Source organism: Clostridium porci (genome assembly GCF_009696375.1).
Taxonomy (GTDB): Bacteria; Bacillota; Clostridia; order Lachnospirales; family Lachnospiraceae; genus Enterocloster; species Enterocloster porci.
The window spans coordinates 80,277-106,021 of the sequence record NZ_VUMD01000003.1; the positions used below are offsets into that span (position 1 = coordinate 80,277).

The window sequence follows — 25,745 nt, forward strand, 5'->3', positions numbered from 1 at the left end:
GATTTACAAGCCTTTTATAAAGAATTAGGTCTTATTTTTTGTGCTCAGACAGCACCTTTTCCTGCACGTTCTTTGGAACCGGCTCGTATTTCTCGAAGAACATGGAGTAATTTCCACGGCCCTGAGTTCTGGAGCGAAGATCCGTAGAATAACCAAACATCTCTGACAGCGGAACATAGGCCTTGACCATCTTTCCGCCGCCGATATCCTCCATACCCTCAATTCGGCCGCGGCGGGAATTGATATCGCCGATAACATCGCCCATATAGTCCTCAGGCATCGTTACTTCAACCTTCATAATAGGCTCAAGCAGAATCGGATTGCCCTTATGCATCGCATCCTTAAACGCCATAGATCCGGCAATATGGAATGCCATCTCAGAAGAGTCCACCTCATGGTAAGAGCCGTCGTATACGTCAGCATGCACACCCAGCACAGGGAACCCGCCAAGCACACCGGTCTTTGCAGCTTCCTCGATACCAGCTCCAACCGCAGGAATGTATTCCTTCGGAATAGCGCCTCCTACAACAGATGAGGTAAACTTAAAGGTCTCCTCTGCATTTGCTTCCATAGGTGTAAAGTGCACCTTGCAGTGACCATACTGTCCGCGTCCTCCGGACTGCTTCGCATACTTGCTGTCGACATCAACAGCTTTTGTAAATGTCTCCTTATAGGCAACCTGAGGAGCGCCTACGTTGGCTTCCACGTTAAACTCACGGAGCAGACGGTCTACGATAATGTCGAGGTGAAGCTCACCCATACCAGAGATAATGGTCTGTCCGGTTTCCTCGTCAGTACGAACACGGAACGTGGGGTCCTCTTCAGCCAGCTTAACAAGCGCATCGCCCATCTTATCCTGACTAGCCTTAGTCTTAGGCTCAATGGCAATATCAATAACCGGCTCCGGAAATTCCATGGACTCCAGAATAACAGGATTCTTCTCATCACAGATTGTGTCTCCGGTGGTTGTCATCTTAAATCCAACTGCTGCCGCAATATCTCCGGAATAAACCTTATCCAGCTCATTTCTCTTATTCGCATGCATCTGAAGGATACGGCCAACGCGCTCCTTCTTGCCCTTCGTCGCATTCAATACATAGGAACCGGAATTCAGAGTACCGGAATACACACGGAAGAACGCCAGCTTGCCAACGAAGGGGTCAGTCATAATCTTAAACGCAAGAGCTGCAAACGGCTCCTCGTCAGAAGAATGGCGCACAATCTCGTTGCCTTCCAAATCAACGCCCTTAATAGCAGGAATGTCAGTAGGCGCCGGCATAAACTCAATGACGGCATCCAGAAGCTTCTGAACGCCTCTGTTGCGGTATGCAGAACCGCAGCATACAGGAATAGCCGCGCACTCGCAGGTAGCCTTTCTCAAGACTGCCTTAAGCTCCTCAACGGAGGGCTCCTCGCCTTCCAGATACTGCATCATCAGGTCATCATCCAGCTCGCATATCTTCTCTACCAGCTCGCTGTGATACAGCTCTGCCTCATCCTTCATATCCTCCGGAATCTCGCAGATATTAATGTCCTCGCCCTTATCGTCATTGTAGATATAAGCCTGCATCTCAAACAGGTCGATAATTCCCTGGAAATCATCTTCCTTGCCGATTGGGAGCTGTAAGCAGATAGGATTCTTGCCCAGTCTTGTCTTAATCTGCTCCACAGCGCCGTAGAAGTTTGCACCCAGGATGTCCATCTTATTGATGAAGGCCATACGAGGTACGTTATAGGTGTCTGCCTGACGCCATACATTCTCTGACTGGGGCTCAACACCGCCCTTTGCGCAGAAGACGCCCACAGCGCCGTCCAATACACGCAGGGAACGCTCAACTTCTACTGTAAAATCAACGTGTCCTGGAGTATCGATAATATTGATACGATGTTCCAATGCACCTGGTTTTGCCTTTGCATGCTCCTGCAAAGTCCAATGACAGGTAGTAGCAGCTGAAGTGATGGTGATACCTCTCTCCTGCTCCTGAGCCATCCAGTCCATGGTAGCAGTACCTTCATGGGTATCTCCAATCTTATAGTTAATACCAGTATAAAACAGAATACGCTCAGTCAATGTGGTCTTACCAGCATCAATATGAGCCATGATTCCGATATTCCTGGTTCTCTCCAATGGATATTCTCTTCCAGCCAAGGCTTTTTCCTCCTTAAATAATCAAATCGGTTCAGCACATTCCGGCAATTAGAAGCGGAAGTGTGAAAACGCCTTGTTTGCTTCTGCCATCTTGTGCATATCTTCTTTCTTCTTTACAGATGCCCCGGTATTATTGGCTGCATCCATAATTTCATTCGCCAGTCTGTCCTTCTGGGTTTTTTCTCCTCTCTTGCGGGAATAGAGAGTCAGCCAGCGAAGAGCCAGCGTCTGCCTTCTCTCAGGTCTAACCTCAATGGGCACCTGATAGGTAGCTCCGCCAATACGCTTAGCCTTAACCTCCAGCACAGGCATAATGTTGTTCATTGCTTCTTCAAATACTTCCATAGCGTCCTTGCCGGTTGTCTCAGCAACACGTTCAAAAGCGCCGTATACGATTTTCTGCGCAACACCCTTCTTACCATCTAACATAATGTTGTTAATTAATTTGGTAACAATCTTATTATTATAGATCGGGTCTGCCAGAACGTCTCTTTTTTGAGTATGTCCTTTACGTGGCACGTTACTTCCCTCCTTAATATGGTACAGAGATAAAATGTCCCTGTATGCAATTAGATCATAGGTACTCACATTGAGCGCTTAACGGGGTCTCTCACGAGCTTAGGGTTCAAGCGTACCTGGGAAATGAGCGCGTCTTCTTTGCAGCATTGAGCATGGCGCTTCCTTCCATCCCCGCCCGCACACGGATGTGTTCATGCACGGCACTACAATATATAACCCTGCAACCTACAGGCCAATATCATCATTCCGGCACTATCCTAAAATCAAATATGCGGTTTTATTGATTATTTCTTGTCTTTTGGTCTCTTTGCGCCGTACTTGGAACGGGCCCGCCTCCTGTTTGCCACACCTGCGGTATCCAGCGTACCTCTAACAATATGGTATCTGGTACCAGGAAGATCCTTTACTCTGCCGCCGCGGATCAGAACAACACTATGCTCCTGAAGGTTGTGACCCTCTCCTGGAATGTAGCTTGTTACCTCAATTCCGTTAGACAGACGAACTCTGGCTATCTTTCTAAGCGCTGAGTTAGGCTTCTTAGGGGTAGCAGTCTTAACAGCGGTACAAACTCCTCGCTTCTGCGGAGAGGAAGTATCTGTTGCTCTCTTCTGTAAAGAATTGTAACCTTTCTGGAGAGCAGGAGCAGTAGACTTCTTAACGCTGGTCTGTCTTCCCTTTCTTACTAACTGGTTAAATGTTGGCATTCTTTCACCTCCTGTGATATTGTCTGTGGTTGCTGTATGTCAGCTTTTTGCGCACAAAAACATTACGTGTTTCAGCACGCCATATTATTATATACACGTAAAAATATTCTGTCAAGGAATTTCTTTTTTTCTTCAAAAGCAGGCTGTTTTTATACCTGGGTGCAAATAAGTATCATTTTTTCACCGGAGACATTATGAGTTATTCCAAATCCGAAAAACCAGAAACCTTGACTTTTGTAAAATGGTTTCTGGTTTTTTATTTTTTACATTCCTGCAGCTGCACTGCCAGTCATACTCTACACCTTCCCCCTTGCCTCACTTATAAATATCTTTGCCCTCTCCGGGTCAATAGGGTTCTTCATATCCCCGTTTTTAATCCAGGTAGCTACGGACACACCGTCAAAATACCGCATCAGCTCATGGATATTATCCCCTGAGGCTCCCCCGCCCAGGAATATGGGCGTATCCGCTACCCTTTTCCTGGCTTCCTTTACCATCTGGATACTTTCTTCTACACTCCTGCCTGACATGAACAGGCCATCCGCAAAAGCCTCATGGACGCATTCCCATGCAGCATCTCCCACCGGCTTTCTGCCAAGAGGCATTCCGTGTACCTCATAGATGTCTGCATAAACAGGCACTTTAGTTCCGATGCGCTTCCTCAGCTTTGCAATATCCACACATTGGGCCTGAAGAATCCCTGCACTAGTAACACTGGCTCCCGTAAACAGGTGCTCTACCCTAACAAAGTCAGCTCCCACAGCATCGGCCACACACAGTCCGGCCACTCCATCCCAGTTCATCAAAATTCCCATCAGCAGTTCCGGAAAACGCTTCCTGATTTCATAGGCAATCCTGGTCATATAGGCAATGGCCTCAGGACTGGATTCCTGCTTTATAGGCATGTCATTCATATTTTGTACAATGATTCCATCAAAATGGTTTTCTGCCACCATCTCCGTTTCCCACAGTGCCCTGTCCACAATCTCCTGGATCTCCATCCCTGTATGCCGGTAACTGCCTGGCAGCGGTTCAGGCTGTATCATGGACAATATTACCTTTTCTGTACGTCCCAAACAGTTCATCTGATTTCTCTCTCCCTTTCCTCATCCTATGCTTCCCTTAAACTCCGACTATACTCCATACTGACCCCATATATCTGTCCCGAAGGGATCACGCCCTTCTCCGTTACAAATCCACGGATGAACCCAGGCTCTACCCCCACTAATTCAGGCGTGATGAAATCAATAGAATCCCGGTTCAGATCTGCTCCCCAGCTGGCGGTAAGCTTATCCTTCAGATTATCGTACACCAGCTTCTTCCTGCCGCCAGACACCGGTCTGACATCAACCTTAATCAGTGGTGTAAGGAAATACAGCGGTATTTGGTAATACGTGCAGATCAGCCCCACAATATCTGATCCCGTAGTATTAAAGCCCGTACCATCCGGATAAAATGCTTCTGCACCCATAAAGGCGCCGTCACAGTCCTTCAGATAATACATCATGGCTGCATCGGGAATAAACTTTATCTTATGTCCTGACTCCTGGCATGCCTTCACAAAAGGCCTGCCCCCGTCAATAATCCGGCTCTCAGCAATGTATATCTCATACTTCTTTTCATTTTCCTTTAAGCCCCGAAGGAACTTTTCAACCGTACTAGAGTAGTCATATACAAATATCCGATCCATATCCTCTGCCAGCTTTACCCCGTAAGACACACACTGCTTTACCGCCTCCGCCGCTGATCTGGCGTAGCTGTTCTTGGTCTTTAGAATCAGGTCAGCAGCTTTTTTAATATCCAGCTTAGCATAGGATCTGATATTATGTATCATGAGCAGGATTGCATTGCTGACAGCCTGGCTGGCCTCTCCCCTGGTAGCAATGAAAAATCCGGTCACTGCAAAAATCTCTTCAATTACCTGAGCTGTGGGTCTATGTTCCTCTGCTCCCCTTTGAACTATGGCCTCAATCATATCCCCTACCATGGCAATATGGTTGCTGGCCCCCAGAATCCTCTGCTCTACAATTGAATCAAATGCTTCCCTCATGTGGACGGGAAGTATATCCCTTACATTATTATCCATTCAATCAGATCTCCCCTTGGGCGGCTGCGGATTAAGAATCCGGCCGCATCTTATTTCTGAAAACATTTTATTGCTTTATTATATCTAAGCGTTTGAACCAAGTTTCAGTATCCTAGCTCCATTCTTACCAAACAAATACTCCCTGTATGTCTCATTCAGATGGAACATATCAAATACATCCAGCGAGCACCTGGTCAGCCGTTCCGGATAGGAGGAACCAAACACCAGCTTCTCCTTTGGAAGGCTTGTCACTGCTTTCTTTAAAATCTGAACCTCATACTGGTTGGAGGTCTCAAGATAAATATTGGGGATCTCCCTTCCCAGATCCACACAGCCATATCCGTAATCAAAGCATCCTATGTGAAGAAATATAAAGGTAAGATCCGGATGCTTCCTCACATGTCCCAGCCACTGCTGCGGCATGGAACGGGATCCGATTCCCGTAAATACCTTGATTGGAACCCTTTTCTCCTCAGCTACTGCCAGCACGTCCTCTATGCCTCTGCATGTGTCAGGATAATACCCGTGCTCTATTGAATTAAATTCCAACATCATCATACCCGGAAGTTCCAGGGCTTTCCTGGCCGTTTCCCCGCAGTTATCTTCCTTTGGATTAATGACAGCACAGCCGGCCAAACAGTTCGGATGAGCAGATACAAAACCCGAAATATACCGATTCCCAGCGTCAATGGACCAGCCTTCCAGGGCGGACACCACACGGAAGTCGACTTTATTCTTCTCCATGTCCCGGAGCAGCTTCCTCTCCTCTTCCTCCTGACCTGCAGAGTTCCTCCTAATATGCGAATGGATATCAGTAATCATCCTTCTACCTCCTGTTTTATCCTAAAATACCGCAGTAGGTTCCTGCAATACCCACAATCATGGTCATCAGGATCAGCTTGACTGCGGATACCTTTTTTTTGGATATCAGCAGATACATCAACCCTGTGTACAGCATACCCAGAATCCCCGGCATCAGCCCGTCAAGTGTTTCCTGAATACTGAGAACCGTATCGCCGCTCTGATATACAATCGGTATAGAGATGACCACCAGAGCCGGTATGAACCCGCCCACAATTACGTAAGCTGCAATGGCTGCCAACTCGGAAATCCTGCTGATCAGTCCGCTGGACTGAATCTTCTCCACAAATTTGACGCCCTGCCTATATCCCTGGAACACCCCCAGATACCGCACCCCTAATGACACAATGGACATACCTATAATAAAGAATATGGGACCCACCCATCCAAGGCCAGCAGTTATCAGTGATATAGCTATGCCAGCCAGAATCGGTCTTGCCGTACCATTTAAAAGGGAATCTCCAAGGCCAGCCAAGGGTCCCATAAGAGCTGTTTTAACCGCATTGATGGAATCCGGGTCAATATCTCCTTCTGTGGCATACCGTTCCTCCATGGCAGCAGATACTCCCACTGGGATTGCCGAGGTAATGTCGTTGGTAAGAAAATACTCCATATGCCTTTCATAGGCTTCCTTTTTTTCCTCAGGGTCATCATAATATTTCTCAATCACAGGCATCATCGACTCTGTAAATCCTGCATTCTGCTGACGCTCATAGTTATTAGCGCTCCTGATGGTAAGCTGATGCAAGAACACCTTCCATAAGTCTCGGTTTGTAAGCTTGTTGACATTCCCACTGTTTTCTGTACTCATATCATTGTCCGTCCTTTCCCAATTACGCGTTTGAATCCCCAATCTTAAAGTAGTAATACATTGCCACACATATAACTGCCAGCAGGGCGATTCCAATCATGTTGATATTCAGATACGCCGCCACAAAGAATCCCAGCAGGAAGAAAGGCCAAAACTTTTTCACCTTAATGGAATTCAGCAAAAGCGCAAAACCCACTGCACCAATCATGCTGCCGCCTACAGATAATCCTGTTATGACCTTGTCCGGAATGGCATTGATGATTGCCTGCACATACGCTGCTCCAAAATAAATGGCCAGGAATGCAGGAAGTCCGTATAACAGCGCATTGGCTGCCATGGGAAAAATCAGGTTATTGGCAATAATCCCCCTTGTATCAAGGCGCTCCGCCGCCTTTTCCACGCGGTGCATGAAAAATACGTTAATAATGGAATTCTGGAATGTCTCCGCCATCTGGCCTATAAAAGAGACAGGAAGCGCGGTTGCTACAGCCAGATCCGTTCCCCCTCCTCCCATAATGGCAATTCCCGTTGCAATGGCTGTACTGATTGTTGGGTTGGGAGGTACTGCTGTCCCCACAAAAATAACAGCCAGAAACATAAGCTCCACTGTAACACCGACCGCAAAGCCGGTGTTCACATCTCCCATGATAAGGCCCACAACCGGGCCAACCACAACCGGACGGAATATATGCATCTGGGTTGTGTGAGAATCTATAAACGCCACTGTCACAAATACAGCTACCAAAAATGCCTGCATGAATAAACTCATGATCTTACCCTCCCCCTATTATACTAATTTATTTTTGTTCAGAAGTTCCATTACATCCTGGCTGCGCTCACTAGGAACTGCACGAACCTCCAGGCTTACACCCTGGTCATAGATACCCTTTATGGCTTCTACGTCCTCCGGGAATACCCACAGGTTGCCCAGCACCTTGGTCTTGCCCTTCTTCATGTTCATGTTGCCCACATTAATCTGATCCTTCTTAATGCCCGCCTCTATGAACTTCAGCGCCTGCTTTGGTCCACGCATAAGCAGCAACGCCTTCCCATCCTCCCCACCGGAGTGGATGTATGCGATTGCATCATCCACTCCGAGGATCTTAAGGGCTATGGAATCCGGCGTTGCCAGCTTAAGCAGGGACTGCTGGAATTCATCCTTCGCAGCCTTGTCATCTGCTACAATAATTGTTTTTGCATCAGCATAAGCAATCCAAGCCGTGATAATCTGCCCATGAATCAATCTGTCATCAATACGAAATACACTAATCTCCATCTCTATAACCTCCTTGTTAAGAGTTTTTCAGTCTGTTTTTCAGACGCTTGCGTGCGATGCATATCCATCCCCACTTAGCGATTGCTACGAGCGCTTAACTGCTTTCTTTTACCGACTAAGCGCAATGCATTCATATGAGTTAGTAAGGTATTTATGAACTTAGTCATATGATGATCCTTCACGAACCTAGCGGAGTAGTTATAATTCACTTAATCCTATGGTTGAACTACTCTTCTGCTGCAAATATGCAGCTAAGTTCTGTAATTTTGTTTGCGGATTGCCGCACTGCACAATGGCCTCAATCAGTATGGGAAGGTTCATCCCGTAAATGACAGCCACGTTCTCATTCTTAAAGGAATATCTGGACACTACATTAAAGGGTGTCCCTCCCTTTATATCACACAGAATCAGGTACTGGTCATCCGGTGAGACACCGGCTATTTTCTCCCCAAACAACTCATCCAGCTGATCGTATCCTATCTCCTCGCCAAAGGTAACATAATCCAGATTCTTCTGCTCCCCTACCAGCATTCTTACTGATTGCATCATCCCCTCAGCCATACCGCCGTGGGATGTGATTAAAATATGTATCATTCTTTTGCCTCCTTTCTCATTATAAGCGCTTAGCTGCTTTCTTTTAGACGCTTATATGCATTCATGCCATCCCCACTTGATGATATCTGCGAGTACTTAGCCGCTGTCCTTTAGCAGCTAAGTACTGGCCTTACACAGCTGTGGCAGAGCGGCTCCACAAATACTCTGCATTCTTATGGAATATATACTCCAGCTTCTCTTCCGGCACATTCAATTCATAAAACTTCTCAATCTCTATGTTCACAGGCTTATAAGGCCAGTCTGTTCCAAAGCACACACGCTCCGGCCCCAGTATATCAATGGCCTTAAGAAGCACATCCACGTCCATCTGCCCCGAAGTCTCAACCCATACATTTTTCAGATCCTTCACCGCCTCTATGGTTGAGAAACCAAATTCATAGTAACCAATATGGGTGAACAGGAAATTAATATCCGGGAACTTCCTGGCAAATTCGGCCCAGGTGTAGGGTGTTGAAAATGGCGCTGTTCCCACATGGATCTGCACATGTACTCCGTATTTGCGGATCTCTGAGAGGATATCATTGAGTGCCGGTGTATTATCCGGGTAATATCCGTGCTTCCAGGAATGGAATTTTACACCGTCCATCCTGTAGTCTCCCAGACAGCGGTTCACCTCATCAATCGCATCCTTAGCCTTGGGATTAATAAATGCATATCCCTTAATGATGCCCGGAAATGCTTCCATGGCCCTGTAAACCAGATCGTTCTGCTCCCTTGTGCAAATCCCTGACAAGCTGCTGATTCCTACTTTTGATATTCCGTAGGCCTTCAAGTCGTTCACCAGTTCTTCCGGCGAATTCTCATCCCCTGAACTAGTTTTCCCAAGATGAGAATGAATATCATAGATTAACATCTGACCATCCTCCTGTCTCGCTTTTTAACATATTAATATTATAATGTTATAATGATAATATAATAAATTTATACCATTTTGTCAATAGTTTTTTCAAAAAAGCATAAAATATAACAGGAATACCGCTTTTCCGATATCCCTGTTGAGAATTTTCCTTATATCGTATGGATTTGGCTTTCCATCGGGAGGCAACTCCAAAAATCTGTGTCCAAACACACTCTAGTCCAAACGCAGTTCCACTTTATACTGATAATAATCAGGATTATAAAACATCTGGACATACTCAAAGGGATTCTTATCTCCTGAATAGGTTACCCGCTCCTTATAAAATACTGCCGTCTGCTGTTTTAATCCCAGCACATCTAAAATCTGTACCGACGGTGTCTTTACCTCCAGCACCTCAGAGGCCGTGGTAGGAACAATACCCTTTGACTTTAATATGGCATAGAGAGAGACATCCTCTCCAAATTCGTCCGACCTTAGTTTCAGCCCATGAACCATCTTGATGTATGACTTATGAAGGCCCACCACCACATCCTGCCGGCACCGTTTTCTCTTTATATAGTAGACCCTTTCTCCATCCTTTAATTCCAGCAGATGTGCAATCCGCTTCTCTGGCACCATCTCCTGGAAATCCAGCAATTCTGAACTGGCCCGTTCACCGTACAGACGAACATCATCCGTAAAACTTGTAAGCTTCTTCATATCATATGAGTGCTTTGACTTACAGACAATCGTCCCCTTTTTTCCACGGTTTTTTTCCACCAGGCCTTCCTGGGCCAGCATCTCAATGGCTCCCCGAACCGTTACCCGACTGACTCCATAAATCCGCTCCAGCTCAGCCTCTGATGGTATCCTTTCTCCTGACCTTAGTACGCCGCTTTGAATCTTTTTGAGCAAATCCAGATAAATCTGATAATGCAAGGGGACCTTGATTTTCTTATCTATCACCGAATTCACGCCTTTACCTGCCTTCCCGTGCAACACAGTATTAAAATATAACATTCTAATCTTATAATGTTACTATTATAACATTATATTGGTGTTTTTTCATCCTCTTTTTGTAATTAGGAAGGAGAATCAGGCATATAGCCGATGCAATCACCTGTATCCAAGAGCATTTAATCAAGGGCAGACCGGCCCCTGATTATAACCGTTTTCCTGAGACATGGCTCTTACGGCTCAAACAGGCTCTTACTTCGGCAAAAGTATGGAAATGCTTCCCATCTTACCCCACATCTTAGAACGAAAGTGCACAAAGGGCGTCCGTACAGTAATTAATAGCTATCTCTTTATGCAGCAAAAAAGGCTTTCAGAGAGAGAACGTCACATCCTCTCCTGAAGCCTTTTCACAGCATTTCTATTCTTCGCCTATCATAAAATCTTCTTCATCCACATCCGCAGTATCATCTAAAGCCAGGACTTCCTCCGCAACATTATCTTCGGTAAGGTTCATATCTCCCTCCTCAGAGGGCGTAAGGGTCTCCTCTTCCTCCGATACTACAATCTCCTCTGTCTCTGGCGCTGCCACATCTGTATCCAGCTTTACATTACGGTAGCGCTTCATACCTGTTCCTGCGGGAATCGGCTTACCTATTATCACATTTTCTTTCAAACCGATCAGACGATCCACCTTGCCATTAATAGCGGCCTCAGTCAGAACCTTAGTAGTCTCCTGGAAGGACGCGGCTGACAGGAAGGAATCGGTAGCCAGAGATGCCTTTGTGATACCCAGCATTACCTGTCTTCCGTCTGCCGGAGTCTTTCCCTCCGCAACCAAAGCCTCATTCATCTCGTTGAAGTCAAGTACATCCATGGATACGCCAGGCAGCACATCGCTGTCTCCGCTCTCCTCAACCTTGATTTTCTTCAGCATCTGATGAACGATCATCTCAATATGCTTATCATTGATCTCAACGCCCTGAAGGCGGTATACCCTCTGCACTTCCTGAATCATATAATCCTGGACAGCGCGAACGCCCTTAATCTTAAGGATATCATGGGGATTCACACTGCCTTCCGTCAGCTCGTCTCCGGCCTCCAGCACCTGTCCGTCCACTACCTTGATTCTGGAGCCGTAGGGGATCAAATAGGTCTTGGTATTTCCGGTTTCATTGTCTGTCACCGTAATCTCGCGCTTCTTCTTGGTATCCTTTATCGTTACTACTCCGCCAAATTCAGTTATAATAGCCAATCCCTTGGGCTTACGGGCCTCAAACAACTCCTCCACACGGGGAAGACCCTGTGTAATATCGCCGCCGGCCACGCCGCCTGTATGGAAGGTACGCATAGTCAGCTGAGTTCCAGGCTCACCAATGGACTGCGCTGCGATGATACCTACAGCCTCTCCCACCTGTACCGGCTGGCCTGTCGCCATATTGGCTCCGTAGCACTTCGCGCACACACCGATATGGGACTTGCAGCTTAATACCGTACGGATCTTGACGGTCTTGCGGCCCGTCTTGTTCAGCACTTCCATAACAGCTGCCGCACGCTTTGGCGTACACATATGGTTGGCCTTAACCACCACCTCACCGGTGTCCGGGTCAACAATAGTCTCAGCGATATAACGCCCCGTAATTCTCTCCTGAAGATCCTCAATTACTTCATTTCCATCCGTAAAGGCCTTGATTTCCATGAAAGGAATGTCCTTGCCCTCGCAGCAGTCCACCTCGCGGATAATCAAATCCTGAGAAACGTCTACCAGACGTCTTGTAAGATAACCGGAGTCAGCTGTACGAAGCGCCGTATCGGACAGACCCTTGCGCGCACCGTGAGCGGAAATAAAGTACTCCAGTACGTCAAGACCTTCACGGAAATTGGACTTGATAGGAAGCTCAATGGTATGGCCTGTGGTATCTGCCATCAGTCCTCGCATACCTGCAAGCTGCTTAATCTGCTTATCAGAACCACGGGCTCCGGAATCAGCCATCATATAGATGTTATTGTACTTATCCAAGCCGGAAAGCAGATCCTGAGTCAGCTGATCATCCGTAGTTTTCCAGGTCTCAATAACCTCCTTGTAGCGCTCCTCCTCTGTAATCAAACCGCGACGGTAATTCTTGGCAATACGGTCAACTGTAGCCTGCGCCTCCTCAATCAGCCTGGGCTTGCTTTCAGGCACCGTCATGTCAGAGATGGATACAGTCATGGCGGCTCTAGTAGAATACTTGTAACCAATAGACTTTATGTCATCCAGAGTAACTGCCGTCTGAGTCGCCCCATGGACATTAATTACCTTCTCAAGAATCTGCTTCAGCTGCTTCTTTGCTACGTGGAAGTCCACCTCCAGCTTTAGCTCATTTCCTTCAACAGCTCTGTCTACAAAGCCCAGATCCTGAGGAATAATTTCATTAAAAATGAAGCGTCCAATGGTAGAATCAATCATGCCTGTCTTAACGCTGCCATCAGGCATGGTCTTGCTGACTCTCACCCTCACACGTGAATGGAGAGTCGCCTCCTGATTCTCATAAGCCAGAATCGCCTCATTTACGCTCTTGAATGTCATTCCCTCTCCCTTTGCTCCGGGACGCTCCTGAGTCAGATAATAAATTCCCAGTACCATATCCTGAGATGGCACAGCCACAGGGCCGCCGTCAGAAGGCTTTAACAGGTTATTGGGACTCAAAAGCAGGAAACGGCACTCAGCCTGAGCCTCTACGGACAAGGGCAGATGGACAGCCATCTGATCACCGTCAAAATCCGCATTAAACGCAGTACAAACAAGAGGATGCAGCTTGATGGCCTTGCCTTCAACCAGAATCGGTTCAAATGCCTGGATTCCCAGTCTGTGAAGAGTAGGGGCGCGGTTCAGCATAACCGGATGCTCCTTGATCACGTCCTCCAGCACATCCCACACCTCAGGCTGAAGTCTCTCTACCATCTTCTTAGCATTTTTAATATTATGGGCGGTTCCGTTGGAAACCAGCTCCTTCATGACAAAGGGCTTAAACAGCTCAATAGCCATCTCCTTTGGAAGACCGCACTGATAAATCTTAAGCTCAGGCCCAACTACAATAACGGAACGCCCCGAATAGTCAACCCTCTTTCCTAACAGGTTCTGACGGAAACGCCCCTGCTTTCCCTTTAACATATCGGAAAGGGACTTAAGAGCGCGGTTGCCGGGGCCTGTTACAGGCCGGCCGCGGCGGCCGTTATCAATCAGGGCGTCAACCGCCTCCTGGAGCATACGCTTTTCATTGCGGACAATTATATCTGGAGCCCCCAGCTCCAGCAGCCTTGCGAGACGGTTATTCCTGTTGATAATTCTTCTATATAAATCATTTAAGTCTGAGGTAGCAAAGCGTCCGCCGTCCAGCTGCACCATGGGACGGATATCAGGAGGAATAACCGGAATTACATCCATGATCATCCATTCCGGGCGGTTGCCGGAGTTAAGAAATGCCTCAACTACCTCCAGCCGTTTGATCACCCTCGCCCGCTTTTGTCCAGTTGCGTCAACCAAAACCTTTCTTAAGTCCTGAGAATCCTTCTCTAAATCGATGGAACGGAGAAGCTCCTGGATAGCCTCGGCGCCCATTCCCACACGAAAGCCTCCTGAGCCGCCGTACTTTTCTACCTCCTCCCTGTATTCCTTCTCAGACAGAACCTGCTTATACTGCAAGGAGGTTGAGCCTGGATCCAGCACCACATAGGAGGCAAAATAAAGCACCTTTTCCAGCGTCCTTGGAGAGATATCCAGAATCAAACCCATACGGCTTGGTATTCCCTTAAAATACCAGATATGGGATACAGGCGCAGCCAGCTGGATATGGCCCATGCGCTCTCTTCGAACGCTGGCCTTTGTTACCTCTACGCCGCACCGGTCGCAGATAACGCCTTTATAACGAATTTTCTTGTATTTTCCGCAATGACACTCCCAGTCCTTACTGGGCCCGAAAATCTTCTCACAAAACAACCCGTCCTTTTCAGGCTTTAAGGTTCTGTAGTTGATGGTTTCCGGCTTTTTGACCTCGCCGTGGGACCACTCCAGAATCTTGTCAGGAGAAGCCAGGCCAATCTTTATGGCGTCAAATGTCATTGGATGATAGGTTTCATTCACTTCTGGCATGAGCATTTACTCCCTTCTATTCTTCATCATCACCGTCAACAGAATCCTCAATGAACAGATCGTCATCATCGTCATCTGCCTCATCAGCATAATCATCAGCGTCTGTCTCGTCCACATTCACAAGCTCATTGTTCTTGAACTCCTGCTCCTGATAGCCGTAATCAGCGTAGGATTCATTATCGTTGAAGCGGCGGTCTCCCTCCAGCATAGCGCGGAGCTCCGTATCGCCGTAATCAATATTCTCATTCATCTCAACTTCTGTGCCATCGTCGCGAAGCACCTGAACATCCAGTCCAAGGGACTGCATTTCCTTTAGAAGAACCTTAAAGGATTCAGGAATACCGGGCTCGGGGATATTCTCACCCTTAATAATTGCCTCGTAGGTCTTTACACGTCCTACCACATCATCCGACTTCACAGTCATTATCTCCTGAAGTGTATAAGATGCGCCATACGCCTCCAGCGCCCAAACCTCCATCTCTCCAAAGCGCTGTCCTCCAAATTGAGCTTTACCGCCCAGAGGCTGCTGCGTAACCAGCGAATATGGCCCGGTGGAGCGGGCGTGAATCTTATCATCTACCAGGTGATGAAGCTTTAGGTAATGCATATGGCCAATCGTAACCGCGCCGTCAAAAAACTCGCCTGTGCGGCCGTCACGAAGCCTTACCTTACCGTCACGGCTGATGGGAACGCCCTTCCAGAGAGCTCTGTGCTCTAAGTGGCTCCCCAGATAATCCATCACCTCAGGCCTTAGACTGTCATTATACTTAGCCTGAAAATCCTCCCAGGACAGATTGACATAATCGTTAGCCACATCCAGGGTATCCTGAATGTCATTTTCGTTAGCGCCGTCAAAGATAGGGGTGGATACGTTAAAGCCTAAAGCCTTGGCCGCAAGGCTTAAATGGATCTCCAGCACCTGCCCAATATTCATACGTGAAGGCACGCCCAGAGGATTCAGAACAATGTCCAAAGGACGTCCGTTTGGAAGGAATGGCATATCTTCTACAGGAAGCACGCGGGAAACCACACCCTTATTGCCGTGACGTCCGGCCATTTTATCGCCTACGGAAATCTTACGCTTCTGAGCAATGTAGATACGTACCGTTTCATTCACTCCCGGAGACAGCTCGTCTCCATTCTCTCTCGTAAACACCTTGGCATCCACAATGATTCCATATGCGCCATGCGGCACCTTTAAGGAGGTGTCACGAACCTCTCTGGCCTTTTCACCAAAGATGGCGCGGAGCAGACGTTCCTCAGCCGTAAGCTCGGTCTCTCCCTTCGGCGTAACCTTTCCTACCAGGATATCTCCTGCCCGAACCTCAGCGCCTATGCGAATGATGCCTCGCTCATCCAGATCCTTTAACGCATCCTCTCCTACTCCCGGAACATCCCGGGTAATCTCCTCCGGCCCAAGCTTGGTGTCACGGGCCTCAGCCTCATATTCTTCAATATGGACAGATGTGTACACATCCTCCTGAACCAGGCGCTCAGAAAGGAGCACCGCATCCTCGTAGTTGTAGCCCTCCCAGGTCATGAATCCGATCAGGGGGTTCTTTCCAAGGGCAATCTCGCCATTAGAAGTGGAAGGCCCGTCAGCAATTACCTCTCCTGCCTCTACATGGTCATTCTTGAAAACGATTGGCTTCTGGTTATAGCAGTTGCTTTGATTGCTTCTCTTAAATTTAGTCAGATGGTATACATCCCGGTTTCCATCGGAATCCCTCTTGATGATAATCTCATTGGAAGCGGCACGCTGAACCACGCCTGCATGCCGGGCTACCACACAAACGCCTGAGTCCACAGCCGCCTTTGCCTCGATACCGGTTCCCACCGCAGGAGCTTCTGTAGTCAGAAGAGGCACTGCCTGACGCTGCATGTTAGAGCCCATCAAGGCACGGTTTGCGTCGTCATTCTCAAGGAATGGAATCATGGCTGTAGCCACAGAGAACACCATCTTGGGAGATACGTCCATCAAGTCGATGGTTTTCTTTAAAAACTCAGAGGTTTCCGTACGGAAACGCCCGGATACGTTATTATGGACGAAATGTCCCTCCTGATCCAGAGCCTCGTTAGCCTGTGCAACAACAAAGTTATCCTCCTCGTCTGCTGTCAGGTACACAACCTCATCCGTTACCCTTGGATTCTCCGGGTCAGTGGTCTTATCCACCACACGGTAGGGAGCTTCAATAAAGCCGTACTGGTTTACCCTTGCATAGGTAGCCAGAGAATTGATAAGGCCGATATTCGGGCCTTCAGGCGTCTCAATCGGACACATACGGCCATAATGGGTATAATGTACATCCCGCACCTCAAATCCAGCTCTGTCTCTCGACAGACCGCCGGGGCCCAGGGCTGAAAGACGGCGCTTATGGGTCAGCTCTGCCAGAGGATTATTCTGATCCATAAACTGGGACAGCTGGGAACTTCCAAAAAACTCCTTGACCGCCGCAGTTACCGGCTTAATATTAATCAAAGACTGCGGAGTAATGCCATCCATATCCTGGGTAGTCATGCGCTCTCTTACCACCCGCTCCATACGGGACAGACCGATACGGTACTGGTTCTGCAGCAACTCCCCTACGGCACGGATACGCCGGTTGCCTAAATGATCAATATCGTCAGGAGTTCCCACCTCCTGCTCCAAATGCATATTATAATTGATAGAAGCGATAATATCTTCCTTTGTAATGTGCTTTGGAATCAAATCATGGATATTCCTGCGGATATGCTCCTTAAGAGCTTCCTCATCAGCCCCAGCTTCTTCCAGAATAGAAGCCAGAGCAGGATAGTATACTAATTCCGTAATCCCTGCCTCCTCCGGATCAAAGGAAACATAGGAACTCAGATCTACCATCATATTTGAGAGAACCTTCTGCTTTCTCTCAGGTCCGTCAATCCACACAAACGGAACGGCGCTGTTTTGAATCTTCATAGCAGATTCTTTATTCAGCTTAGTGCCTGCCTCTGCCAGAATCTCGCCTGTAGAGGTATCTACCACATCCTCTGCCAGCGTCTGCCCGTTCAAGCGGTATTTAAAGGAAAGCTTCTTATTAAATTTATAACGGCCCACCTTTGCCAGGTCATATCTTCTGGGGTCGAAGAACATGCTGTTAAGCAAGCTCTCTGCGCTGTCAACAGATAAGGGCTCACCGGGACGAATCTTCTTGTATAACTCTAATAAGCCATCCTGGTAATTATCGGAAGTATCCTTACCAAAGCTGGCTAATAATTTAGGTTCCTCGCCGAAAAGATCCAGAATCTCCGCATTGGTGCCAAAGCCCAAAGCCCGAACCAGCACAGTAACAGGCACCTTGCGGGTTCTGTCCACCCGGACATAAAATACGTCATTGGAATCTGTCTCATACTCCAGCCATGCGCCACGGTTTGGAATGACGGTACAGGTATACAGCTCCTTGCCCACCTTGTCATGACCAATTCCGTAATAGATACCAGGGGAACGTACCAGCTGGCTGACAATCACACGCTCTGCACCGTTAATCACAAAGGAACCGGTATCTGTCATCAAGGGAAGGTCGCCCATGAATATCTCGTGCTCGTTCATTTCGTCTTTATCTTTATTGTACAGTCTAACCTTTACCTTTAGTGGCGCTGCGTAAGTCGCATCCCGTTCTTTACACTCCTCGATGGTATACTTAATATCATCCTTACAAAGTGTAAAGTCAACGAATTCCAGGCTTAAATGTCCTGCAAAGTCTGCGATAGGAGAGATATCATCAAATGCTTCCTTCAGTCCTTCATCCAAGAACCATTGGTAGGAGTCCTTTTGAATCTCAATCAGGTTTGGCATCTCAAGAACTTCCTTCTGTCTTGAATAGCTCATTCTTACGCTTTTCCCGGCCGGCACCGGACGTATTCTGCTTTTCTCCATTGACGTTTCACCCCTGTTTTCTAAATTTGATCCGTGATGTAACGCCCCCCGGCCAATGCCGGAAAAGCCAAGACATCACTGTCGTTCTCTGTAATCAGACGAAATAAGGCAAAAAAAGCCCACCCCGCCACAATAGTGCACACTCCATAATATCATAGCCATGTCAAGGTGTCAAGCATTTTTCGCTTGCATTTTCCCTGTATAAATGATATACTACTATGGAATGTCTCCTGATACCGTTGACTATTTAACAGGTGTGCCAACAGGGGAAAAGGGAATTATAATCATTACAGGTTGGAGGTATACCTTTATGGTGCAAACCATTCTTAACGCAGTGCTTATCATCCTGATCATCGCAGCAGTCGTTCTTGCGGTTCTTTATTTTCTGGGAACAAAGCTCCAAAAGCGGCAGGTCGAGCAGCAGCAGCTACTGGACGCCGCTGCCCAGACCATTTCCATTCTGGTCATTGACAAGAAGAAAATGAAGCTGACGCAGGCGGGGCTTCCCAAGGCGGTTACAGACCAGACTCCCAAGTACATGCGCTGGGCTAAGGTGCCGGTGGTAAAAGCCAAAATTGGCCCTAAAATCATGACCCTCATTGCAGATGGACGGGTATTTGAATCTCTGCCGGTTAAGACAGAGGCAAAGGTTGTTCTAAGCGGTATCTACATAACACAAATCAAGAGTGTGCGAGGCGGCGCAGTTTCTGCACCACCTAAGAAAAAGGGGTTTTTCGCAAAATTTAAAAAGAAGTAAGAGAAAGAAGCGGCTCACAATGAACCGCTTCTTTTTTGTATCTCATTTGCATCTCACATCTGAGGACAGGACTGTACATCCACCCGGATGCTGCACTCTGACAAATGCTCATAATTGACATCCAGAGAGTAGTCAATATCTACCTTCAAGCTGTCCGGCTCCTCGTTGATCCGAATTTTATTAGCCTGTATCCCCACAACCATATCTCCCAGCGGAGTGGTGTAGCAGGACAGATTCTTTTTGTTTTTCTCAAACTGCATATGGACATTGGCTATGCCTCTTTTGATAATATCAATCCCCCGGCCTGACACTTTGATCACATTTTTCACCTTGCCCTCAAAGCCTTCCATCATCTCCTCAAAGAGAATATAGTGCTTGCCGTTTTTCTGGTAATAATCCCCCCGTACCATCATCTCCACATCCGAATCGTCCTCATCTATCATCTGAATACCGCTGATGGTTATCAATACGTCTCTTGTCATATTCCTTCCTCTTTCCCTTATGCGTAGCGTTCCATGCCATGGGCCAGCAGCATCTCCACCAGCTGAGCCTTTCCGATCCCCTGGGCCTCCCACAGCATGGGATACATGCTGATGGCTGTAAAACCGGGCATGGTATTAATCTCATTAAATATAATCTCTCCGTCATCCTTAACAAAGAAATCTACACGCGCAAGGCCGTATCCATCCACAGCCTTAAATATAGCCATCGCTGCCTGGCGGACGTTCTCTGCCGCCCCTCCTGGAAGCTTCGGGTTAACCACAGTTCTGGAGGCTTCATTAAAATATTTGGCGTCAAAATCATAAAATTCTGCAGCGGCCAGAATCTCCCCCACGCCTGAGGCAGTCACCGGCCGACCGCCGCCGCCAAATACGGCACATTCTATCTCCCTTCCGCAAATCGTCTCCTCTACCAAAATCTTGCGGTCATGTTTTGCCGCATTCATAAGCCCATCCATGAGCGTCCGGCGGTTTTCTGCCTTGGTAACGCCTCTGGATGAGCCTGCGTTGGAGGGCTTGACAAATACAGGATAGGAAAAATGCTGCTCCACCCGCATAACCACCCTTTCCATATCCTCAAGCTGCTCCCTGTACACTGCTTCATATTCTGCCTGGCGGATGCCCAAAGCGTCTACCACAATCTTTGTGTACAGCTTATCCATGGACACCGCTGAGGCCAAAACGCCGCAGCCCACATACGGCACTCTTGCCATCTCCAACACCCCCTGCAATGTGCCATCCTCTCCGTACAGGCCATGGAGAACAGGAAATACCACGTCCACCTTTACCTCCTCAGTCCGTTCCCCGTCCATTACCAGCACACACCTTTTTGTGGCATCCGGAAGCAAAGCCGCGCAAACAGTTCCCTCCTTCCATGCGCCGCTCTTTACGGCTTCAGCCGATTCCACCTTAAGCCATCGGCCCTCTTGGGTTATTCCGATCAATAATAGGTTGTACCGTTCCCTGTCTATATGGTTAATTACATTCACTGCCGACATGCAGGACACAATGTGCTCTGATGATTGTCCACCAAATATAACAACTGCCTGAAGCTTACCCATGCTGTCTCCTTTTGCTCGCAAACAATACGTCTTGTTGATGTTTATAGTATAACATATGTGTCAATAATTACAAACAGAAATTAAATTTGATTCAAACCAAGGAGGTTTCAATCGATGAAACGCAAAGTCAGCCTTTGTGCATCCGCACTCTGTTTTTTTACCGCATTTCTGATTATCCTGTCATCCAGGACCACCAGTGAGGAAGCTCTGGCTTCCCGCATTGCCCCGGAAATCCTCAGATTCCATATTCTGGCAGAAAGCAACAGCTCCTATGACCAACGCCTAAAGCTTGGGGTCAAAGGGCTGGTACTGGATTATGTCCATAGCCAGGCTCCTGAAAAGATTTCCAAGAATCAGCTGATTCTATGGCTGAATCAAAATAAAGACAGCATTGAAGCCATGTCTGAAAACTGGCTTTTAGACCATGGAGCCGAATATCCTGTGCAGCTGGAAGTAACCAGGGATTATTTCCCCACTAAGTCCTACGGTGATATGGTATTTCCCTGTGGTATGTATGATGCTTTACGGATTACCATCGGTCAGGGAAAGGGACGCAACTGGTGGTGCGTTCTTTATCCAACTCTTTGCTATACAGATCCGATCCATGCAGTTGTGCCGGAGCCTTCCAGAAAAACCCTGGCCTCCCTCTTAGCTGAGGATGACTATAATGCCCTTCTGGCCCCGGAGAGCAAAGTGCATAAAAAGCCGGAGGTACATGTAAGATTCCGGCTTTTAGAAGTTCTGGGAATCGGCAAGAAACAGGCTTCCTCCAAAATCTCTTCATCCTAATATACACGCTTCATCTCTGCCCCTCTACAGCTGAGGTATCCATACGGGGCCTGTCTCTTATTCCTTCCTGCTGTCTAGCAGCTCCTTAAGAGCCTCATCGCTGACATCAATCCACACATCCTCTTCCTCCCCGTTCAGCCCCAGATACTGGGCCAGTGTGCGGGGGTCGTTGCTGTTGTTCCAGCGGCTAATGTAGCGGTCTATTTCCGCAAATTCTATTTCTCCTGCCAGATACCGCTCTTTAAATGTAGTCTCTCCCATTACCTTCTCCCCCGGCTGCCGCCTGCATGTTCCTGCTCCTTCTCCTTGATATTGCGTGAAACCGTAATTTCCTGGTTATCAATATGCTCTCTGGCCGCATCCTTCGCCTCGGCAATGTTGCGGCTTTTAAGGGCAGTCAGGATATGCTCATGCTCCACCAGCAGCACCTGGCGCTTATCCTCGTCCTTAATATATTCCAGGCGGTAGCGATACATCTGCTCCCGAAGGTTGTTCAGCATCTGCACTAGCTTGTCATTGCCTGTTCCCTGATAAATAACATCATGATAATGCTCGTCTGTCTCAGCAATGGCCATGGCTTCCCCCTTTGCGATTGCTTCGCGGAACCGGCCTTGGACTACCTCCAGCTCTCTCATGTCATCCTCGCTCATCCTGTGGCACGCCAGCTCAATCGCCAGCTCCTCCAGGGAACGGCGAACCTCCAGAACATCTCTTAAGCTCTTCTCCGAAATTTTAGCCACCTCAGCTCCCTTGCGGGGTATCATCAGCACCAACCCCTCCAGCTCCAGCTTACGGATAGCCTCCCGGATGGGAGTCCGGCTCACCCCCAGCTTCTCAGCCAGCTGAATTTCCATCAGGCGCTCCCCCGGAGCCAGCTCTCCCTTTAAGATGGCCTGACGGAGGGTGTTAAAGACCACGTCCCGAAGAGGCAAATACTCGTTCATGTTTACCTTGAAATAATTTTCCATTCAATCATGGCCCCTTTCTTGTATATACGTCACATTTTCCTCATTCATTCTTGCGTCAGCCCCTTAGAGGCTTGCTGCCGGCAATTAAAACCTATCCTTACAAAGCCTGCCGCTTTTTACAGCCCGTTCTGGCGCACGTTGAAAAAGTTAGTCAGATATACCTGCTTTGCCAGCTCCGACGCTTTGCCAAACCGAAGCGCCTGGTAAGCCGCCTGAGCCGCCTGGGGGCTGGTAAACAACCCAAATACCGTGGGCCCGCTGCCGCTCATCATGGCATTAATCGCACCGTAATCCTTCATCACCTGTTCTATCTGGGCAATCACGGGATACCCTTTCCCTGTGACCAGCTCCAGTACATTGCCGAACTTTCCAGCCACCTCCAGCAAGGCGCCACGTCGGATGGCATCTACCATACCGTCGATATCCGGATGAGCGGAAGCTTCCAGCTTCATGGTATCCAGTCTTTCATATACCGCTTTGGTAGACACACTGATGCCTGGCTTTGCTATCAGTACCTGGCACTGAGGCATAGGAGGCAATGGGGAAAGCCTCTCTCCAATTCCTTCAGACAAGGCGGTTCCTCTCATCAGGCAGTAAGGGATATCCGCCCCCAGTCTCACTCCCCGCTCCATCAGCTCATGGGCAGACAAGCCCAGGCCGAACATTTTATTGATCCCGAACAGTACAGAGGCCGCATCAGCGCTCCCCCCCGCCATACCTGCAGACACAGGAATAAACTTCCGAAGGCTAATGGCTATCCCCTGCCGGATTCCAAATTCTTCCATCAGAAGGCTGGCAGCCTTGTAGGCCAGATTCTGCTCGTTGTTGGGAAGATAAAACAGATTCGTCTCTATTCGTATGCCAGGCTCTCCGATCCTGTAAAGATCAATACTGTCGTGAAGGCCAACGGTCTGCATAATCATCCGCACCTCATGATAGCCATCCTCACGCTTTCCCAGCACATCCAGAGCAAGGTTAATTTTACCGTATGCTTTTAACCGTAAATGTGTTATCATACCGCATTTCCCCTCTATGTACATTGTTTGTATTTCTGTTTTTATAATACATTATTTTGTATACAATACATTCGAAGATTTATCAAGTGAAATTTCTATAAAGCCGGTAGATTTTTTCCTGCGGATCTAATTTCCAAGTTTTTTACTATCAGCTTCTGTTTTTCAGATTTTCAATGGCCTCTTTTAAGGCTTCATCCTCCTGTCCAATAAGGGGAGAAATCTGAAATTCATCACGCTGGCTTTCTTTGGGCATAAAGCGCTTGAATACATAATTTAAAAAAAATGAATTTATAAACGCTGCCAAAGGAAGCCCAAAAAGAGTCAAAAATACACTTAACTGAGGCAGGTAAAAAAAGCTGAAGCAAAAAACCGCTCCAATCAATAAATCGGTTATTAGTATACCGATGGTAATAGGCAGGTAGCGGACGGACATCAGGAAGGCATTCACAAGGGTTTTCATGACCGGATTATAAAACCGGGATTGAAGTGGAAATATGTATATTACTATAAAAAGATAGAAAATAAACAGACAGATTGACAGGGACGTAAGCAGCAGCTTTACCGGTTCAGCCATAGGCATTTGACCAGTAAAAAAGAACCAGCAGTCCACCGTCAGCACGATTCCTGCCGCAATGATAAGCAGCCATAGGGCTGTGGCCTGCCTGAAGTTGCTTTTAAAGGAGCGGAAAAAGGAGGCTGCAGTGGATGTTCCTTCGTCTCTTGCCAACTTCAGGGTCACATAGTAAAGAGCGGTAGTGGATGCTCCTATGGTAAAAACAGGAAGGGAGCAGATAATCCAAAGCAAATTTAAAATCATCAAATCGGCCAGCTTGCCGATAAATCTCCATATAGGATTGTCATAGTTAAATAGCCCTTGCAGCATGTTATATCCTCTTCTTTCTGTAAATTAGCCCGCCGCCCATAGGAAAAGCCTGCAAGACGGACTGGCATATGCCGCCTGTTGGGAGCAGTCAGCTTTGTAAAGCTAGTATACCATAGGAACGCCCAAATAGCAAAGGCTCCTCCACATATAAAAGCTGCTCACCCCGGATTCCTCCAGACAGGCCGTCTTTCATTACAGGTTTCATACCCAGGCTCTCCGCCAACCGGCAGGAGAATTGGTTATCCCTGTGAATCAGAGCGCACAGGCGGGCGGCCAGCGCCTCATGGCTGTAGCACATCACAGCCGCTGCGGCCTCCCTTCCATACCCCTGCCCCCTCCAGGGCTTGAAAATATGATATCCCAGCTCCAGCCAGGCTGCCGGCCCCACATGCCCTTCCTCTCCCATACTTCTTTGGCATGGTTCCAGCTTTTCCAAATATTCTTCCATATGAGCCGGCAGCCTGGGATTGGAAACCCCCGCCATTCCTATCAGTTGTCCTGTTTCCCTGTGAACAAGCGCCCAGGTACCGTACTCATAGAATCTATACTGATTCTTAATATAGAGGGCGAGAGAATCAGAACAGCGAAAAACTGCCTCCTCCTGCCCATACTCCTCCTCCGGAATACACAGAGCATCCTCCCTCACAAATTCCCTTATAATAAGCCGCTCTGTCTTATCAATCAGCCAGGGCAGCCCCAGATGGCGGCGCAGCACCAAATCCAAAAGCTCCTCTGTTGCATCCTCCCAGGAGGGAACCACATAAGGAATCCCCTTCATATCCCATTCGTCTATTTCCGCAACGCCGACAACGGCCCTTCCGGCAGCCTGCGCTTCCAGAAGGGCCTGTATCTCATCTGATACCACTACGACATAAGAGCGATTCTCTATAAAAGCCTTATATTTCCTTACCATTCATTTCGCCTATTGTTT

General features: G+C 47.9%; 23 protein-coding genes. 2 read left to right on the top strand and 21 right to left on the bottom strand.

Annotation, left to right across the window (positions count from 1 at the left end):
* Positions 1-31: 31 nt before the first annotated feature.
* The 14 genes from fusA to rpoB all read right to left on the bottom strand — a co-directional run bounded on the left by fusA (position 32) and on the right by rpoB (position 18,840).
* Complete coding sequence (fusA, locus tag FYJ39_RS04160) at positions 32-2,149, bottom strand: elongation factor G (RefSeq protein ID WP_154471197.1); 2,118 nt, start codon at positions 2,147-2,149, stop codon at positions 32-34.
* Positions 2,150-2,197: 48 nt separating this feature from the next.
* Positions 2,198-2,668, bottom strand: coding sequence for a 30S ribosomal protein S7 (rpsG, locus tag FYJ39_RS04165; protein ID WP_178258542.1), 471 nt, complete (start codon positions 2,666-2,668; stop codon positions 2,198-2,200).
* A 284-nt stretch (positions 2,669-2,952) separates the two neighbouring features.
* On the bottom strand, positions 2,953-3,372 hold the full coding sequence (rpsL, locus tag FYJ39_RS04170) for a 30S ribosomal protein S12 (RefSeq protein ID WP_154471198.1): 420 nt from the start codon (positions 3,370-3,372) through the stop codon (positions 2,953-2,955).
* A 296-nt stretch (positions 3,373-3,668) separates the two neighbouring features.
* On the bottom strand, positions 3,669-4,457 hold the full coding sequence (locus tag FYJ39_RS04175; RefSeq protein ID WP_154471199.1) for a BtpA/SgcQ family protein: 789 nt from the start codon (positions 4,455-4,457) through the stop codon (positions 3,669-3,671).
* A 26-nt stretch (positions 4,458-4,483) separates the two neighbouring features.
* On the bottom strand, positions 4,484-5,458 hold the full coding sequence (locus FYJ39_RS04180; protein ID WP_154471200.1) for an IF-2B domain-containing protein: 975 nt from the start codon (positions 5,456-5,458) through the stop codon (positions 4,484-4,486).
* Between the two features lie 84 nt (positions 5,459-5,542).
* Positions 5,543-6,280 (bottom strand): amidohydrolase family protein, encoded by a 738-nt coding sequence (locus tag FYJ39_RS04185; RefSeq protein ID WP_154471201.1) that lies wholly within the window; start codon positions 6,278-6,280, stop codon positions 5,543-5,545.
* Positions 6,281-6,296: 16 nt separating this feature from the next.
* The gene (locus FYJ39_RS04190; RefSeq protein WP_154471202.1) at positions 6,297-7,130 is read right to left on the bottom strand and encodes a PTS system mannose/fructose/sorbose family transporter subunit IID; all 834 of its coding nucleotides are present in this window, start codon (positions 7,128-7,130) and stop codon (positions 6,297-6,299) included.
* Positions 7,131-7,152: 22 nt separating this feature from the next.
* The gene (locus tag FYJ39_RS04195; RefSeq protein WP_154471203.1) at positions 7,153-7,899 is read right to left on the bottom strand and encodes a PTS mannose/fructose/sorbose/N-acetylgalactosamine transporter subunit IIC; all 747 of its coding nucleotides are present in this window, start codon (positions 7,897-7,899) and stop codon (positions 7,153-7,155) included.
* An 18-nt stretch (positions 7,900-7,917) separates the two neighbouring features.
* The gene (locus FYJ39_RS04200; protein WP_154471204.1) at positions 7,918-8,406 is read right to left on the bottom strand and encodes a PTS system mannose/fructose/N-acetylgalactosamine-transporter subunit IIB; all 489 of its coding nucleotides are present in this window, start codon (positions 8,404-8,406) and stop codon (positions 7,918-7,920) included.
* Positions 8,407-8,604: 198 nt separating this feature from the next.
* Positions 8,605-9,000, bottom strand: coding sequence for a PTS sugar transporter subunit IIA (locus FYJ39_RS04205; protein WP_154471205.1), 396 nt, complete (start codon positions 8,998-9,000; stop codon positions 8,605-8,607).
* Positions 9,001-9,130: 130 nt separating this feature from the next.
* Entirely contained in the window at positions 9,131-9,874 is a 744-nt protein-coding gene (locus FYJ39_RS04210; protein ID WP_154471206.1) for an amidohydrolase family protein, read from the bottom strand.
* A 219-nt stretch (positions 9,875-10,093) separates the two neighbouring features.
* Entirely contained in the window at positions 10,094-10,825 is a 732-nt protein-coding gene (locus FYJ39_RS04215) for a GntR family transcriptional regulator (RefSeq protein WP_287847304.1), read from the bottom strand.
* 409 nt (positions 10,826-11,234) lie between these two features.
* Positions 11,235-14,945, bottom strand: a complete 3,711-nt coding sequence (rpoC, locus tag FYJ39_RS04220) for a DNA-directed RNA polymerase subunit beta' (protein ID WP_154471208.1) — start codon at positions 14,943-14,945, stop codon at positions 11,235-11,237.
* Between the two features lie 16 nt (positions 14,946-14,961).
* Positions 14,962-18,840, bottom strand: coding sequence for a DNA-directed RNA polymerase subunit beta (gene rpoB / locus FYJ39_RS04225; protein WP_154471209.1), 3,879 nt, complete (start codon positions 18,838-18,840; stop codon positions 14,962-14,964).
* A gap of 310 nt (positions 18,841-19,150) precedes the next feature.
* On the opposite strand from rpoB, the gene FYJ39_RS04230 reads away from it, so the two are divergent.
* Complete coding sequence (locus tag FYJ39_RS04230) at positions 19,151-19,597, top strand: hypothetical protein (protein ID WP_154471210.1); 447 nt, start codon at positions 19,151-19,153, stop codon at positions 19,595-19,597.
* Positions 19,598-19,650: 53 nt separating this feature from the next.
* Here the strand turns inward: FYJ39_RS04230 and FYJ39_RS04235 are convergent, their stop codons facing one another.
* Both FYJ39_RS04235 and FYJ39_RS04240 read right to left on the bottom strand, forming a co-directional pair.
* Positions 19,651-20,079 (bottom strand): DUF1934 domain-containing protein, encoded by a 429-nt coding sequence (locus FYJ39_RS04235; RefSeq protein WP_154471211.1) that lies wholly within the window; start codon positions 20,077-20,079, stop codon positions 19,651-19,653.
* Positions 20,080-20,096: 17 nt separating this feature from the next.
* Complete coding sequence (locus FYJ39_RS04240; RefSeq protein WP_154471212.1) at positions 20,097-21,158, bottom strand: D-alanine--D-alanine ligase family protein; 1,062 nt, start codon at positions 21,156-21,158, stop codon at positions 20,097-20,099.
* A 114-nt stretch (positions 21,159-21,272) separates the two neighbouring features.
* On the opposite strand from FYJ39_RS04240, the gene FYJ39_RS04245 reads away from it, so the two are divergent.
* The gene (locus FYJ39_RS04245) at positions 21,273-21,947 is read left to right on the top strand and encodes a stage II sporulation protein R (RefSeq protein ID WP_154471213.1); all 675 of its coding nucleotides are present in this window, start codon (positions 21,273-21,275) and stop codon (positions 21,945-21,947) included.
* Between the two features lie 57 nt (positions 21,948-22,004).
* Here FYJ39_RS04245 and FYJ39_RS04250 read toward each other — a convergent pair whose 3' ends face one another.
* From FYJ39_RS04250 to FYJ39_RS04270, 5 genes are all read right to left on the bottom strand, one after another.
* Complete coding sequence (locus FYJ39_RS04250; protein ID WP_154471214.1) at positions 22,005-22,208, bottom strand: hypothetical protein; 204 nt, start codon at positions 22,206-22,208, stop codon at positions 22,005-22,007.
* The gene (locus tag FYJ39_RS04255) at positions 22,208-22,915 is read right to left on the bottom strand and encodes a GntR family transcriptional regulator (protein WP_154471215.1); all 708 of its coding nucleotides are present in this window, start codon (positions 22,913-22,915) and stop codon (positions 22,208-22,210) included. Before FYJ39_RS04255 ends, FYJ39_RS04250 begins: the two co-directional genes overlap by 1 nt.
* Positions 22,916-23,031: 116 nt before the next feature.
* Positions 23,032-23,931, bottom strand: a complete 900-nt coding sequence (gene ispE, locus FYJ39_RS04260) for a 4-(cytidine 5'-diphospho)-2-C-methyl-D-erythritol kinase (RefSeq protein WP_154471216.1) — start codon at positions 23,929-23,931, stop codon at positions 23,032-23,034.
* Positions 23,932-24,079: 148 nt separating this feature from the next.
* A complete protein-coding gene (locus FYJ39_RS04265) occupies positions 24,080-24,814 on the bottom strand; it encodes a YesL family protein (RefSeq protein ID WP_154471217.1) in 735 nt (244 codons plus the stop codon).
* Between the two features lie 88 nt (positions 24,815-24,902).
* Positions 24,903-25,727: a GNAT family N-acetyltransferase gene (locus tag FYJ39_RS04270; RefSeq protein WP_154471218.1), complete on the bottom strand. Its 825-nt coding sequence runs from the start codon at positions 25,725-25,727 to the stop codon at positions 24,903-24,905.
* Positions 25,728-25,745 lie beyond the last annotated feature (18 nt).